The sequence below is a fragment of the Streptomyces griseus subsp. griseus genome (assembly GCF_000720255.1).
Taxonomy (GTDB): Bacteria; Actinomycetota; Actinomycetes; order Streptomycetales; family Streptomycetaceae; genus Streptomyces; species Streptomyces griseus_I.
In genome coordinates this window covers 1-14,428 of the sequence record NZ_JOJE01000016.1, presented here as the reverse complement: position 1 = coordinate 14,428, position 14,428 = coordinate 1, and the positions used below count along the sequence as shown (strand labels likewise).

The window sequence follows — 14,428 nt, the reverse complement described above, 5'->3', positions numbered from 1 at the left end:
ACGGCATGCGATTTCGTACAGTCACGGCGATGACCGGGGCGCTGGCACTGTCCCTCGTGGCCGGGTGCGCCCAGGGCGGTACCGCCGGAGCGGGCGGCGGCACGGTGACGTACTGGCTGTGGGACGCCAACCAGCTACCCGCCTACCAGGCCTGCGCGAAGGACTTCGAGAAGGAGAACCCGGGCCTGGACGTGAAGATCTCTCAGATGGGCTGGGACGACTACTGGACCAAGCTCACCGCGAGCTTCATCGCGGGCACCCAGCCGGACGTCTTCACCGACCACATCCAGAAGTTCGGCCAGTTCGCCGACCTCAAGGTCCTCGAACCGCTCGACGACCTGGGCATCGACGACTCGGCCTATCAGCCGGGGCTCGGCGCCAACTGGGTGGGCGAGGACGGACACCGCTACGGATCCCCGAAGGACTGGGACACCGTGGCCCTCTTCTACAACAAGAAGCTGGCCGACGCCGCCGGACTGACCGCGCAGCAGCTCAACGACCTGTCCTGGAACCCGAAGGACGGCGGCACGTTCGAGAAGGCCATCGCCCATCTCACCGTCGACACCAAGGGCCGGCGCGGCGACGAACCGGGCTTCGACAAGAAGCATGTGAAGGTGTACGGCCTCGCCACGGGCGGCGGCGGGGACGGTGACGGCCAGACCCAGTGGAGCAACTTCGCCGCCTCCGCGGGCTGGACCTACACGGACAAGAAGCGCTGGGGCACCAAGTACCAGTACGACAGCACGACGTTCCAGTCCGTCATCAAGTGGTACTTCGGCCTGGCGAAGAAGGGGTACATGGCCCCGCTCACGGACTACAGCGGCGGCGCCAGTCCGGCCAACATGCAGGTCGCCGGGGGCAAGGCCGCCGCCGCCTTCGACGGTGCCTGGATGATCTCGACGTACTACGGCACCAAGGGCCTAAAGGTCGGCACCGCCTTCACGCCGGTCGGCCCGACGGGCAAGCGGGCCACGATGATGAACGGCCTCGCCGACTCCATCACCAAGAACGCCCACAACAAGGCGGGCGCGAAGAAGTGGGTGAAGTACCTGGCGTCCGACGCCTGCCAGAAGACGGTGGGCGGTTACGGCATCGTCTTCCCGGCCACGCCCGACGGCACGAACACCGCGGTGGCCGCGTACAGGAAGAAGGGCATCGACGTCACGGCGTTCACGAAGCCGGTCGCCGACAAGAAGGACTTCACCACCTTCTCCTACCCGATCACCAACTACGCAGCGGACGTATTCGCGTTGATGCACCCCGCCATGCAGGCCATCTACGGCAACGGCAAGTCCGTGAGCAGCCTCGACCAGACCACCGACCAGATCAACCTGATCCTCGACCAGTGACTCGACCAGTGACTCGACCAGTGAAGGACACGCCTTACATGACGTTCTCCCTCGGCATCGTCGGCGCCGGCCAGTTCTCCGGCCAGTTCGCCACGCTGTTCCAGGCCCACCCCGGCGTCAGTGACGTGTACGTCACCGACCTGCTCCCCGAACGGGCCGAGCAGCTCGCCTCGGCGCAGGGGCTGGCCGGCACCTTCCCCTCGTACGAGGCCATGCTGGAGTCGCCGGAGGTCGACGCGGTCGCGATCTTCACCCAGCGCTGGACGCACGGCCCGCTGGTGCTCCAGGGCCTGAACGCGGGCAAGCACGTGTACTCCGCCGTCCCCATGGCAATCACCACGGAGGAGATCGCGGCCATCATCGACGCGGTCAAGGCGACCGGGCTGACGTACATGATGGGCGAGACCAGCCAGTACAACCCGGCCACCGTGCACGCCCGCAACCAGATAGCGGAGGGCGCGTTCGGGCGGTTGTTCTACGCCGAGGGCGACTACGTCCACGACATGGACCTCGGGTTCTACGAGGCGTATCAGTACAGCGGCGGGGAGAACTGGAAGGCGACCGCCAGCTATCCGCCGCTGCTGTACCCGACGCACGCGGTGGGCGGGGTGCTGGGCGCCTGGCAGACGCACGCGGTGAGCGTGTCGGCGATCGGGGTCGTGGACGACCGGGGTGACGGTGTCTTCGACAAGGAGGTCAGCCAGTTCGGCAACGACGTCTCCAACGCCACGGCGCTGTTCGAGGTGGCGGGCGGCGGCTCGTTCCGTACGAACGAGTTCCGGCGGGTCGGCTACCCGTCCCACATCCGGGAGTCGCGTTTCCGGTTCTTCGGGACTCAGGCGAGCATGGAGCAGCTCGCCACGGTGGCGCTGTGGCAGGACAAGCAGGGCGTGCAGGACATCAGCGAGCTCCTTGAGCCAAAGCCCACCATGGCTGCTGACGATCCGTCACTCCAGCACATCGCGCCGGAGCTGCGGGCCGCCTTCACCTCGGGTTCGGCGCCGGTGCACGACCGCGCGCGGCTGCCGCGGGAGTTCGACAACCTGCACAACGGGCACGAGGGCAGCCATCACTTCCTGGTGGACGACTTCGTGACCGCGGTCAACAACCGCACCCTGCCGTCGGTGAACGCGTGGGTCGCCGCCCGCTACACCCTGCCGGGCGTCGTCGCGCACGAGTCCGCCCGGCAGGGCGGGGTCCGGCTGGAGATCCCGGACTTCGGGGACGCGCCCGGGGCGTGAGGCGCGAGGCCGGGCGCCTGTGCCGTCAGGTGCCCGGCTTGCGGCCGTACACGAAGACGTCGTCGCCGGTCCTCAGCAGCGACCAGTACTTCTTCGCCGCGGTCTTCGTCATGTTGACGCAGCCGTGCGAGCCCGGCGGATTCCACATGCTGACGCCGACCGAGTGGAACGCCTGTCCGCCGTCGAAGAACTGGCTGTAGGGCATGGGCACGTGGTAGATGCTCGACACGTGGTCCTTGTGCCGCCAGTAGATCTTCTTCAAGCCGGTGCGGGTCTCGTACTTGTCGCGGCCCGTGCGCACCGGCACCGGCCCGTAGACGAGCCGGTCGCCGTCCTGGATCCAGCTGAGCTGAAGGGTCAGGTTGACGCAGGCGATCCGGCCCTTGTTCGTCGGGCACTTGCGGTCCCTGTTGGGGTTGGTGCCGACGGCCTTCTGCTTGTTCATGAGGTCCATCACGCCCCAGGTGACCGGCCCCGCGTAACCGATGTTGGGCGTGATGCCGTGCTTGTTCTGGAATGCCCGGATCGCCGTGCAGTCGGCGGTCGACTGCCTGCCGTCGACCGGGCGCCCCAGGAACTTCTCCACCTGCTTCTGGTACGGGCCGGCCTGCGTGGTGCAACTCCCGGCTGCCTGCGCGGGCGCGGCGCCCAGCGCGAGCGTGAGCGGTGCGACCAGTCCGGCGATCCCGAGTGCGACGGCACCTCGTCTGCGTATGTCCCCCATGTCGGGCCCTTCGTCCTCCGTGAGTACTGCGGTCTCGTACATCCAGACCCGTGTGCGGGGATGTCGGTTGTATGCCTTTACGGGCTGTGACGAAACGGTGAACTTACCCATCGGCGACGCAGGCGCGCAAGAGGGCGACGGCGCGGGTGAGGACGTCCGGGGTCGCCGTGAACGGCAGGCGCAGATGGTGGGTGAGGGTGGCGCGGTCGGCGGCGAAGAGCGGGCCCGGTGTCAACGCGAGCCCGCGCCCGGCCGCCCGGTCGGCCAGCTCCGTCGCCGTCGCTGTCGCTCCGAGGCGCAGCCACAGCGCCAGTCCGCCTCCGGGGACCGTGTACGTCCATCCTGTCCCGTCGAGCAGTCCGGCGAGGTGGTCGCGCTGGGCGCGCAGGCGCTCGCGACGGTCGGCGAGTACGGCGTCGAGGCCGCCCCCCAGCAGCTCGGCGGCGATGAGTTGTTCCAGGGGCGGCGGTGAGAGCTGGGCCTGCAGCGGGTTGTGGCGCAGTTCACGTACGAGATCGGCCCGTGTGCGGATCCAGCCGACCCGAAGGCCGCTCCAGAGGATCTTGCTGGCGGAGCCGACCTGGATCACAGCGGGGCCGGCCAGGTGCGGTTCGGTGCCGGGCGGGGTCCTGAGGTCCAGGTCGCGCATGGTCTCGTCGGCGATCACCGGCAGCGGCAGGCGGGCGATCTCCGCGCGGGTCGCGGCGCTCATGTGGGCGCCGGTGGGGTTGTGGAAGTCGGGGATGAGATAGGCGAGTTGGGGGTTGCGGCGGCGCACCGCCGCCGTGAGGTACGCGGTGTCCCAGCCGTCGGCCGCCGAGACGGGCACCGGCAGCAGACGGGTGCGGCGGCCGCGCAGGACGGCCAGGGCGCCCGGGTAGGTGGGGCTCTCCACGGCCACCGGTCGTCTGCGGTCGGTGTGGAGGTGGTCGACGAGCAGGGTGAGCGCGGCCTGGGCGCCGGAGGTGACGAGAATCTGCTCCGGGCGCGTGGACAGGCCGCTTCGGGTGTAGCGCTCGGCGAGGAGCTCGCGCAGCCGGGGCAGGCCCGCGGTGGCGACGCCGGAGTCGACGAGCAGGGCGGCGCTGCGCCCGGCCGCGCGGTCCAGGGCGGCGAGGTAGGCCTCGTGCGGTGCGGCGGTGACCGCGAGGGTGAGGTCGAGGTCGGCGCCGTCCGCTCCACCGCGGTCCAGGGACCAGGGCGTGGTGCGTTCGGTGAGGCGGGCGGGGAGTCGTACGACGCTGCCGCTGCCGTGCCGGGTGTGCAGCCAGCCGTCGTCCCGCAGCCGGGTGAGTGCGGTGACGACGGTACCGCGGCTGAGCCGCAGGGTGCGGGCGAGCTCCCGCTCGGACGGCAGCCGGGTACCGGCGGGCAGGCGGCCGTCGACGACCGCGTCCCGGACGGCCGCGGACAGCGCGTGGGCCAGTGGTCCCTTCCGGTCGCGCCAGGCTCCGAGCGCGGCGGCGAAGCCTGTTTCCGTCGGTCCGGTTTCCATTGGTCCAGTTTCCACCAACTGGACCAGGCAACGGCCCCGGTGCCCGGCCTAGGCTCCCCCGCATGCACCCCACACTCGCCGACGACCTCGACCGGCTTCCCGAACTCCTCCAGTCCGCCCGGGACCTCGCCACCCGGGAGGTGACCGGTCTGGCGGACCGTCCCGTGGTACGGCTGGACGAGATGCCCCACCGGTACGCCCTCCCCGCCGAGGGGACGGGTGCCGAGGGCGCCCTCTCGCGGTTCGCCGAGCGGTGGGCGCCCGGCTTCTCCGGTTCGGCGGGACCGCGCTACCTCGGCTTCGTCACGGGCGGTGCCACGCCCGCCTCGGTCGCCGGGGACTGGCTCACCAGCGCCTACGACCAGAACGTGTCCGGATCGGCCGGGTCCTGGGCGACCGCTCTGGAACGGGAGACGGTGGCCTGGCTGCGGGAGCTGTTCGGGTTGGGCGAGCGGCACTCCGGGGCATTCGTGACCGGCGCGACGGTGTCCAACACGGTGGGGCTGGCCGTCGCCCGTGAGTGGCTGGGCGAGCGGCTCGGGGTGGACGTCTCGCGGGAGGGAGCCGCCGCCCTCGGGCCCGTCGACGTCCTGTCCGGCAGCCCGCACTCCAGCACCGCCAAGGCGCTGTCCGTACTGGGCATCGGACGGGACCGGCTGCGCCGCCTGCCCGTGCTGCCGGACAACCGCGAGGCCGTCGACCTGGCCGCGCTCGAGGACGCCCTGGCCGGCTCGGAGGGGCGGCCGGCGATCGTGGTGGCGAACGCCGGCACGGTGAACACGGTCGACTTCGACGATCTGCGGGCGATCGCGGCCCTGAAGGAGCGCCACGACTTCTGGCTCCACGTGGACGCCGCGTTCGGCGGCTTCGCCGCGCTGTCCCCCGCGTACGCGCATCTGCTCGACGGCCTTGACGAGGCGGACTCGGTCTGTGTCGACCTGCACAAGTGGCTCAACGTGCCCTATGACGCGGCCGTCCAGTTCACCCGCCGCCAAGACCTCCAGGTGCGGGTCTTCCACAACGCCTCGCCGTATCTCGGCCTGCCCACGGGCGAACCCGACTTCCTCCATCTGACCCCGGAGAACTCCCGGCGGCTGCGCGCCCTGCCCGCGTGGTTCTCCCTCGTCGCGTACGGCCGCGCGGGGCACCGCGAGATCGTCGAGCGCAACGTCGCCCTGGCCCAACGGCTCGGCGACGGTCTGGCCGCGCTGGACGGGCTGCGCCTGCTGTCGCCGGTCCGCCTCAACGTCGTCTGCTTCACCCTCGCCGAACGGCCGACCCCGGAGCGGGTGGACGCGCTGGCCCAGGCGGTCGCCTCCTCGGGCGAGGCGTTCCTGACGCCGACGGTGTACGCCGGGCTGCCCGCGCTGCGGGCCGCGTTCAGCAACTGGCGCACGACGGAGGCGGACATGGAGCGGGTCCTGGCGACGGTGGCCTCGGCTGCGGCGCGGGTCGGCTGAGCGGCGCGGGGCTACTGTGCCCCCCCATGTCGATCTTCCTCCAGCAACTCCCCGCGCTCCTCGGCGTCGTGATCGGCGCGCTCGGTTCGTACCTGGCGGTCGTGCGCAGCGACCGGGCCCGTTTCCGGCGCGAGCGGGCGGCGCACTGGGAGGAGCGTCGGCTGGCGGTGTACGGCGACTACGCGAGGGCGGTGAAGAAGTCCGTGGTGCTGATGTACCGGGTCGCCTCCGGTCTCGGACGCGATCCGCATCCGCACCCCCTGACACCCGAGGAGGCCGCTCCTGTGATGGCCGCCGCGGCGGATGCGGTCGACTCCCACTGGGAGTCGCTGCTGCTGCTCGGCAGCGCTCGGGTGGTGGAGCGGGCCCGCGCCTGGATCGTCGTCCTGCGGGAGATGGAGCGGTTCCTGAACTCCGGGAGCCGGGACGGGGGCACCTGGGAAGCGCTGCTGGAGCGGCAGCGGGCCGGTCGTGAGGGGTACTACGGGGCCGTACGGGAGGATCTGGCCCTCCCCCACGGCCCCGAGGCGCTCGGACCGCTTCCGGCGGCGGACCCGGTCTGACCTCAGCGGTATTCGGTCGGGTCGGCCGGCTCGCCCGCGTCCTTCGCGTCGGCGAGGTACCGCCAGGCGTCCGGGCGGCTGCCGTCGAGGTCGGTGAAGCCGTACTCGCGGGCGAGGCCGCCGCTGGAGAGGGACTGCCCGTTGAAACGGGCCACCTCGGCGTCCGCGGCGAGGGCGGCGACGGCGCGGCCGACGTAGCGGGGTGTCTCGGAGATGGCGAAGTCCGGGACGCGGTCGAGGGCGTCGCGCCAGTTCTCCTCGCTCACCCCGAAGTGCTCCAGCATCATCTCCGAGCGCATCCAGCCCGGCGTGAGCGCGACGGCGGTGGCGCCGCGCGGGCCGAGTTCATGGCCGAGGGAGAAGGCCATGCGCAGCACGGACGCCTTGGCGAGGTCGTAGAAGAGGTTGTTGCGGTACGTGTCGCGGTTGTACTCGGCGGTGCCGTCGGTCATCTCCACCACCAGGCCGCCCGGGTGGCGCAGGAGCAGGGGCAGGGCGTGGTGGCTGGTGATGGCGTGCGTCTCGACCGCGAGCCGCAGCAGCCGGAGCCCGTTGTCGAGGTCGTGCTCCCAGACGGGGGCGTCGAACTCGAAGAGTTTCTCGCCGCCCCAGATGTCGTTGACGAGGACGTCGAGGCGTCCCTGGTCGTGGGCGATCCGGTCGACGAGGGCACGGACCCGCGCCGGGTCGAGGTGGTCGGTGGGGACGGCGATGCCCTGACCGCCGGCCTCGGTGACCAGGTCGGCGGTGTCCTCGATGGTTTCGGGCCGGTCGTACTCGGAGCGGTGCGCGCGGGTGCTGCGTCCCGTGACGTACACGGTGGCGCCGGCGGCCCCGAGTTCCACCGCGATCCCTCGTCCCGCGCCCCGCGTCGCTCCCGCGACGAGCGCGACCCTGTCCTTCAACGGCCCTGACATGTCCGGCCTTCCGTTCTCGTGGTTCCCGAGTGCTGTCGCCTTCGAGAGTGACGGGAAAGCCGGACATCTCTTGTCGCCTTTCACTGAGGAGAGTCCGCCCCGTCAGTGCCCCCGGTCGATCCACTCCCGCAGTTGCGGGGCCTCGGCGCCGATGGTCGTGGCGTCGCCGTGGCCGGTGAGGACCTGCGTGTCGGGGGGCAGGGTGAGCAGGCGGTCGCGGATCGAGTCGATGATCGTCGGGAAGTGGGAGAAGGAACGTCCGGTGGCGCCCGGGCCTCCCTTGAAGAGGGTGTCGCCCGTGAACACCGTCCCGAGGCCCGGGTCGTGGAGGCAGACCGCGCCCGGCGCGTGGCCGGGGGTGTGCAGGACCCGCAGGTCCGCGCCGGCGGACTCGATCACCTGGCCGTCGAGCAGCCAGGCGTCGGGGTCCCGGTCGGGGTGGGTCTGCTTCCACAGCGGCAGGTCGTCGCGGTGCAGCCAGATGGTGGCGCCGGTGCGCTCGGCGAGGGCCGGGGCGGCGTCGATGTGGTCGTTGTGGGCGTGGGTGCACACGATCGCGGTCAGCCGCCGGTCCCCGACCGCCTCGGCGATGGCGTCGGCGTCGTGGGCGGCGTCGATCACGATCACCTCGTGGTCGTCGCCGACGATCCACACGTTGTTCTCCACGTCCCAGGTCCCGCCGTCCAGGCTGAACTGCCCGGAGGTGACCAGTCGTTCGATGCGGGCGGCCATCAGAGCACCACCACCGAGCGCAGGACGTCGCCTTCGTGCATCCGCTCGAAGGCCTTCTCCACCTCGTCGAGCTGGATCGTCTCGGTCACGAACGCGCCCAGGTCCAGGCGCCCCTGGAGGTGCAGGTCGATCAGCATCGGGAAGTCCCGGCTGGGCAGACAGTCCCCGTACCACGACGACTTCAGCGCGCCACCGCGTCCGAAGACGTCCAGCAGGGGCAGCTCCAGCTTCATCTCGGGGGTGGGCACACCCACCAGGACGACCGTGCCGGCCAGGTCGCGGGCGTAGAACGCCTGCCGGTACGTCTCCGGGCGGCCGACCGCCTCGATCACCACGTCCGCGCCGAACCCGCCCGTCAGCTCACGGATCGCCTCCACCGCGTCCGTCTCCCGCGAGTTGACCGTGTGCGTGGCGCCCATCTCCCGGGCCTTGGCCAGCTTGCGGTCGTCGATGTCGACGGCGATGATCCGCGCAGCGCCCGCCAGGCGTGACCCGGCGATCGCCGCGTCCCCGACCCCGCCACAGCCGATGACCGCGACCGAGTCACCCCGGCCCACGTTGCCCGTGTTGATCGCCGCGCCGATACCGGCCATCACCCCACAGCCCAGCAACCCCGCCACCTGCGGCGCCACCGACGCGTCGACCTTCGTGCACTGCCCGGCCGCCACCAGCGTCTTCTCCGCGAACGCGCCGATGCCCAGCGCCGGGGACAGCTCCTGCCCCGTCGAGGTGAGCGTCATCCGCTGCTCGGCGTTGTGGGTGTCGAAGCAGTACCAGGGCCGGCCGCGCAGACACGCCCGGCACTGCCCGCACACCGCGCGCCAGTTCAGGATCACGAAATCGCCGGGCGCGACGTCCGTGACACCGGCGCCGACCGACTCCACGACCCCGGCCGCCTCATGTCCCAGCAGGAACGGGAACTCGTCGTTGATCCCGCCCTGTTTGTAGTGGAGGTCGGTATGACAGACCCCGCAGGCCTGGATCCGCACGACGGCTTCCCCGGGGCCGGGGTCCGGGACGACGATCGTCTCGACCCGTACCGGCTCGTCCTTGCCCGGTGCGATCACGCCGCGAACTTCCTGCGCCATGGTGCTGTCCCTTTCCTACGGCGGCTCTCGGTCCAGTTCCCGACCCTAGACGTAACTGATCAGTAACGGCGGCTGACCGGCGACATACCCTTGCGGGTACCCCGACCGAGGAGCACCGTGAGCATCGCAAAGACGGAGACCGGCGCGCCCCCGTGGCGACTGCTGCTCGGCTATGTACGGCCGCACCGGTGGACCCTGCTGCTGGGCGCGGTGCTCTCGCTGCTCACCGGGGCCACCGGGCTGCTGCTGCCGCTGGTGGCGCGGGGGCTGATCGGCGACCTGGGACACGACCGGGCCATCACAAGTGCGCTGCTCGTCATGTCGGGGCTCGTCGTCGCCAACGCGGCGCTGGGAGGGCTGGGTTCGTACGTGCTGCGGCGCACCGCCGAGTCCGTGGTGCTCGGCGCGCGGCGCGCGTTGTCGTCGTATCTGCTGCGGCTGCGGATCACGGCCGTCGACCGCAGCGAGCCGGGCGATCTCATGGCCCGTGTCACCTCCGACACCACCCTGCTGCGGGAGGTCACCACCGACTCGCTGGTGGGCCTGGGCACGGGCGGGCTCACGCTCGTCGCGACGGTGGTGATGATGGGACTGGTGGATCCGGTGCTGCTGGGGGTCACGCTGGCCGTGATCCTGGGCGCGGGCGTGGTCCTCGGTCTCATCGTGCCGCGCATCAACCGGGCGAGCCGGCGGGCGCAGGACGCGGTCGGGGTGATGGGCGCCTCGCTGGAGCGGGTGCTGGGCGCGCTGCGCACGGTGAAGGCGTCGGGCGCCGAGCACCGGGAGGAGCACAGGCTGCACGACGCGGCAGAGGAGTCGTGGCGGCAGAGCGTGAGCGCCGCGAAGTGGTCGGCGGCCGCGGGCAACACGGCCGGTCTGGCGATGCAGGTCGCCTTCATCACGGTCCTCGCGGTGGGCGGGGCGCGGGTGGCGACGGACGCGATCGACGTGGGCACGCTGGTCGCGTTCCTGCTGTACGTCTTCTACCTCATGTCGCCGATCCAGCAGGTCGTCGGCGCGATCACCCAGTACCAGACGGGCGCGGCGGCCCTGACCCGGATCCAGGAGGCGCTGAGCCTGCCCGCCGAGCCCGCGGCCGGTGCCGCCGAGTCGCCGTCGGACGAGGCGCCTCCGGCCTCGCTCGCCTTCACCGACGTGCGCTTCCGGTACGCCGAGGACCTGCCCTACGTGCACCACGGGGTGACGTTCGAGGTGCCGGCCCGCGGGATGACGGCGTTCGTCGGGCCGTCCGGCGCGGGCAAGACCACCGTGTTCTCCCTCATCGAGCGGTTCTACGACCCCGAGTCCGGGTCGATCGCCCTCGACGGCCGGGACGTCACCGAGTGGGAGCTGCACCGGCTGCGGGCCGCCATCGGGTACGTGGAGCAGGACGCGCCCGTGCTCTCGGGCTCGCTGCGCGACAACCTGCTGCTCGGCAACCCGGGGGCGGACGACGGCACGGTCACGCGGGTGCTGAAGACGACGCGCCTGGACGGACTGGTGGCGCGGCTGCCCCAGGGCCTCGACACGCTGGTCGGGCACCGGGGGACCAAGCTGTCGGGCGGCGAGCGCCAGCGTGTGGCCATCGCGCGTGCCCTGCTGCGTCGGCCCCGGCTGCTGCTGCTCGACGAGGCCACGTCACAGCTGGACGCGGTGAACGAGGCGGCGCTGCGCGACACGGTCGCGGATGTCGCCCGTACGACGACGGTGCTGGTGGTCGCACACCGGCTGTCCACGGTGACGATGGCCGACCGGATCGTGGTCATGGACGCGGGCCGGGTCCGCGCGGTCGGCACGCACCGTGAACTCGTGACGGGCGATCCGCTGTACGCGGAGCTGGCGGCGACGCAGTTCCTCGCCACCGCCGAGTGAGCGTATGGGCTCGCGTCAGGCGGCCGCGCTGCTCCGCGACGGCGGCCGGGTTGAGCTGTCCGGCGTTCTGGGCAGCGGCGTCGGCCGCGTTCGCCTTGGGGGCGGCGAGGCCCGTGCTCCCGGCGGCGAGAGCGGTGGCGGCGACGATACATCGAGTGGAGATCATGCCCGCAGCGACTCCGCCGGCGCCCCGTCGGCGCCCCTCGGACACGGTCGGGCGGCGCCCTCTCCCGTCGGGACGAGTGGTCCGGCTGCGCTTGCCGAGCCCGGTGCGGCGGAGCAGGCTCGAAGGTGAGGCCGAGACGGCCCGGCGTCCGCGCGGGCCGCGGGTCTTCCGAGGAGGTCATCATGGGCACAGCGGCAAGCTCCACCTTCGACCGCAAGACCCTGCGCAGGGCCCTCGAAGGCGACGCGTCGTCCCTTCTCTCGCTCTACGCGGACGACGCGGAACTGCGCATCGTGGACCACAACACGCAACCCAGCAGCCCCCGTGTCCTGCACGGACGCGGCGAGATAGGCGAAATGCTCAACGACATCTACGGCCGTGACCTGTCGCACAAGCTGGAGGAGTGCATCGTGCAGGGCGACCGCGCCGCCTACAGCGAGTCCTGCGAGTACTCGGACGGCGTGCGCGTCCTCGCCGAGTCGATGGTCACGCTCAGGGACGGCAAGATCGTCGAGCAGACCATGATCCAGGCCTGGGACGAGTAGGCCGACGAGCAGCAGGAGCAGCAGGGAGGAGACCGGCGGTCCAGGTCACCGGCCTGCCTGGGCCTCCTCGGCACGTGCGGCGCCGGGTCCGGACCGGACGCGGCCGCCAGGACCAGCTTGCGCAACAGCGCAGGCCCTGGGGGCCGTGCGTCTCGCGGCGCAGGCGCGTGCCTTCCTGACCGGAGTGGATCCGACGGCCGCCCCGCCGGACGAGAGCGTGCCGGACAGGGCCTGAGCTGAGGGCGGGCCGTGACTGGCTCTGGGTGGAGTACCACCGGGGAGCGGTTTCCCGCGGAGCGGATGCCGTGCGCCTGGGCGACGAGAGCGATCGACCCAGGAGCGGATCATGTCGCAGGCGCGGCTCATGAACGGCACCGACCTCGCCCGCCGGATCGTCGAGGACACCGCGAAGAGGCGCCGTGCTTCTGGAGCAGACCGCGGGGCCGCCGCCGCGCGGCAGCCGGGGCTGTCAGCAGACATGCTGTGACAGCCGGGGCGTGGTCGGTGCGGCGGACCGCTCCGTGAACGCACGTGTTTCACGGGTCGTTCCCCACGCAGCGCCCGTCGCACGGCCATACTGACCATGTGTCACGAGTGGCGATCATGACGGCGGGCTCCCGGGGCGACGTGGCCCCCTACACCGGACTGGGGCATGCGCTCCGGCGTGCGGGACACGAGGTCACCCTGGTGACGCACGCCCGTTTCGAACCGCTGGTGGCGGGTTCGGGACTCGGCTTCCACGCGCTGCCGGTGGATCCCCGGGCAGAGCTGGAGTCCTCCCGCGGACGGGGGCTGCATCGCAGCGCGAGCGGGGTGGGCAAGCTGGTGCGGGTGGTCGAGATGGCACGGGCGCTGGTCGGGCGGATGACCGACGACCTCGTGGCGGCCGCGCGCACGAGTGACGTCCTGCTGCTGTCCAGCTCCCTCGCGCCCCTCGGGCACACCATCGCCGAGGGCCTGTCCCTCCCCAGCATCGGCGCCTACCTCCAACCCGTCGCGCCCACCCGGGAGTTCGCGCCGCCGGTCCTCGGAGGCGGATCCTGGGGAGCCGTCGGCAACCGCATCGCCGGGCACGGCGTGGGCCTGGCGGTGGAGCGGGTCTTCACAGGAGCCGTGCCGGAGGTGCGGGCCCGGCTGGGACTCCCCCGGCCCCCGCGCCCCGGCGCCGCGCTCCGCGCGCGCGAGCGGCAGGGGTGGCCGGTGCTGCACGGCTTCAGCCCCCTGGTCGTGCCCCGGCCGCGCGACTGGCGTGCGGGACTCGACGTCACCGGTTACTGGTGGCCGTACGACCGCGAAGATCAACTCCCGGCATATGTGCGGGACTTCCTTGACGCCGGCCCGGCGCCGGTCTTCATCGGCCTGGGCAGTGCCACCGTGCCCGATCCCCGGCGACTCAGCGCCGACATCGTCACGGCCCTGCGCCGGGCCGGGCTGCGCGGGGTGGTCCAGCGGGGCTGGGCCGGCCTGGAGGCCTCCGGCGACGACGTCCTGACGATCGACGAGGTCCCCCATTCCCTCCTCTTCCCGGAGATGGTGGCCGTCGTCCACCACTGTGGCGCCGGCACCACGGCGGCGGGCCTGCGCGCCGGCGTCCCGGCCGTGCCCGTCCCCATCCAGTTCGACGAGGGTTTCTGGGCCGCCCGCTTGGTCGGACTGGGGGTCGCGCCGCAGGCCGTCCCCTTGCGCCGCCTGACCACCGACACCCTGGCATCGGCCCTGACCCGGGTCACCCGCGAGCCCGGATTCCGGCAGCGCGCCCGGGAGTTGGGCACTCGGGTACGAGGGGAGGACGGGGCGGCCTCAGTGATCGATGCGGTCAACAGGCTGACTCTGCGGCGCAGTTGAGTCGATCTCTGTTTGGCGACGTTGCCCGCTTCGCCGCTGAGCGGGTGCATAGGATTACCGGCATGGCACTGCGACCTGTTCAGGTGAACATAAAGGCTCTTGACGACTCGGCGGTCGGCAGGTTCTGGGCGGATGCGCTCGGCTGGGGTGTTTCCAGCGAGGCACCGGGCGTGACCAACGTCGAACCCGGCGTCGGCTTCGTCTGGCCGGACCCGGTCGCCGTCTGCGTCGACGTCGTTTCCGTCCCGGAACCCAAGACGACGACGAAGAACCGCGTGCACCTCGATCTCGCCACCACCTCTACGGCCCATCAGGCGGAGCTGGTCGCGCGCCTGCGGGCCCTCGGTGCGACGCCCGCCGACGTGGGCCAGGGCGATGTGCCGTGGACGGTCCTCGCCGACCCGGAGGGCAACGAGTTCTGCGTGCTGGAG

14 protein-coding genes and 1 riboswitch are annotated in these 14,428 nt (G+C 71.6%); of the genes, 9 read left to right on the top strand and 5 right to left on the bottom strand.

Going from position 1 to position 14,428, the window contains the following annotated elements:
- Positions 1-5: 5 nt before the first annotated feature.
- Together IG99_RS22210 and IG99_RS22205 are read left to right on the top strand one after the other, a co-directional pair.
- A complete protein-coding gene (locus IG99_RS22210; RefSeq protein ID WP_037676586.1) occupies positions 6-1,349 on the top strand; it encodes an ABC transporter substrate-binding protein in 1,344 nt (447 codons plus the stop codon).
- A 38-nt stretch (positions 1,350-1,387) separates the two neighbouring features.
- Positions 1,388-2,590 (top strand): Gfo/Idh/MocA family protein, encoded by a 1,203-nt coding sequence (locus IG99_RS22205; protein WP_037676584.1) that lies wholly within the window; start codon positions 1,388-1,390, stop codon positions 2,588-2,590.
- Between the two features lie 25 nt (positions 2,591-2,615).
- On the opposite strand, the gene IG99_RS22200 is transcribed toward IG99_RS22205, so the two are convergent.
- Together IG99_RS22200 and IG99_RS22195 are read right to left on the bottom strand one after the other, a co-directional pair.
- On the bottom strand, positions 2,616-3,314 hold the full coding sequence (locus tag IG99_RS22200) for a L,D-transpeptidase family protein (protein WP_037676782.1): 699 nt from the start codon (positions 3,312-3,314) through the stop codon (positions 2,616-2,618).
- A 103-nt stretch (positions 3,315-3,417) separates the two neighbouring features.
- On the bottom strand, positions 3,418-4,809 hold the full coding sequence (locus tag IG99_RS22195) for an aminotransferase-like domain-containing protein (protein WP_051865747.1): 1,392 nt from the start codon (positions 4,807-4,809) through the stop codon (positions 3,418-3,420).
- Between the two features lie 62 nt (positions 4,810-4,871).
- Here IG99_RS22195 and IG99_RS22190 point away from each other — a divergent pair, with 62 nt between their 5' ends.
- Entirely contained in the window at positions 4,872-6,269 is a 1,398-nt protein-coding gene (locus IG99_RS22190; RefSeq protein ID WP_037676583.1) for a pyridoxal phosphate-dependent decarboxylase family protein, read from the top strand.
- A 26-nt stretch (positions 6,270-6,295) separates the two neighbouring features.
- The gene (locus tag IG99_RS22185; RefSeq protein WP_037676581.1) at positions 6,296-6,832 is read left to right on the top strand and encodes a hypothetical protein; all 537 of its coding nucleotides are present in this window, start codon (positions 6,296-6,298) and stop codon (positions 6,830-6,832) included.
- A gap of 2 nt (positions 6,833-6,834) precedes the next feature.
- Here IG99_RS22185 and IG99_RS22180 read toward each other — a convergent pair whose 3' ends face one another.
- The 3 genes from IG99_RS22180 to IG99_RS22170 all read right to left on the bottom strand — a co-directional run bounded on the left by IG99_RS22180 (position 6,835) and on the right by IG99_RS22170 (position 9,569).
- Positions 6,835-7,749, bottom strand: coding sequence for an SDR family oxidoreductase (locus IG99_RS22180; RefSeq protein ID WP_037676580.1), 915 nt, complete (start codon positions 7,747-7,749; stop codon positions 6,835-6,837).
- A 102-nt stretch (positions 7,750-7,851) separates the two neighbouring features.
- A complete protein-coding gene (locus tag IG99_RS22175) occupies positions 7,852-8,481 on the bottom strand; it encodes an MBL fold metallo-hydrolase (protein ID WP_037676579.1) in 630 nt (209 codons plus the stop codon).
- A complete protein-coding gene (locus IG99_RS22170; protein ID WP_037676578.1) occupies positions 8,481-9,569 on the bottom strand; it encodes an S-(hydroxymethyl)mycothiol dehydrogenase in 1,089 nt (362 codons plus the stop codon). Before IG99_RS22170 ends, IG99_RS22175 begins: the two co-directional genes overlap by 1 nt.
- 117 nt (positions 9,570-9,686) lie before the next feature.
- Between IG99_RS22170 and IG99_RS22165 the strand changes: the two genes are divergently transcribed.
- From IG99_RS22165 to IG99_RS22150, 5 genes are all read left to right on the top strand, one after another.
- Positions 9,687-11,441 (top strand): ABC transporter ATP-binding protein, encoded by a 1,755-nt coding sequence (locus IG99_RS22165; protein WP_037676577.1) that lies wholly within the window; start codon positions 9,687-9,689, stop codon positions 11,439-11,441.
- Positions 11,442-11,789: 348 nt separating this feature from the next.
- Positions 11,790-12,152: a nuclear transport factor 2 family protein gene (locus IG99_RS22160; protein WP_037676576.1), complete on the top strand. Its 363-nt coding sequence runs from the start codon at positions 11,790-11,792 to the stop codon at positions 12,150-12,152.
- 239 nt (positions 12,153-12,391) lie between these two features.
- Positions 12,392-12,476, top strand: a riboswitch (ZMP/ZTP riboswitch).
- A gap of 22 nt (positions 12,477-12,498) precedes the next feature.
- Entirely contained in the window at positions 12,499-12,639 is a 141-nt protein-coding gene (locus IG99_RS48805; protein ID WP_158973221.1) for a hypothetical protein, read from the top strand.
- Between the two features lie 116 nt (positions 12,640-12,755).
- Complete coding sequence (locus IG99_RS22155; protein WP_037676780.1) at positions 12,756-13,997, top strand: glycosyltransferase; 1,242 nt, start codon at positions 12,756-12,758, stop codon at positions 13,995-13,997.
- Between the two features lie 62 nt (positions 13,998-14,059).
- The coding region (locus IG99_RS22150; protein ID WP_037676779.1) for a VOC family protein at positions 14,060-14,428 on the top strand (369 nt) is incomplete at its 3' end.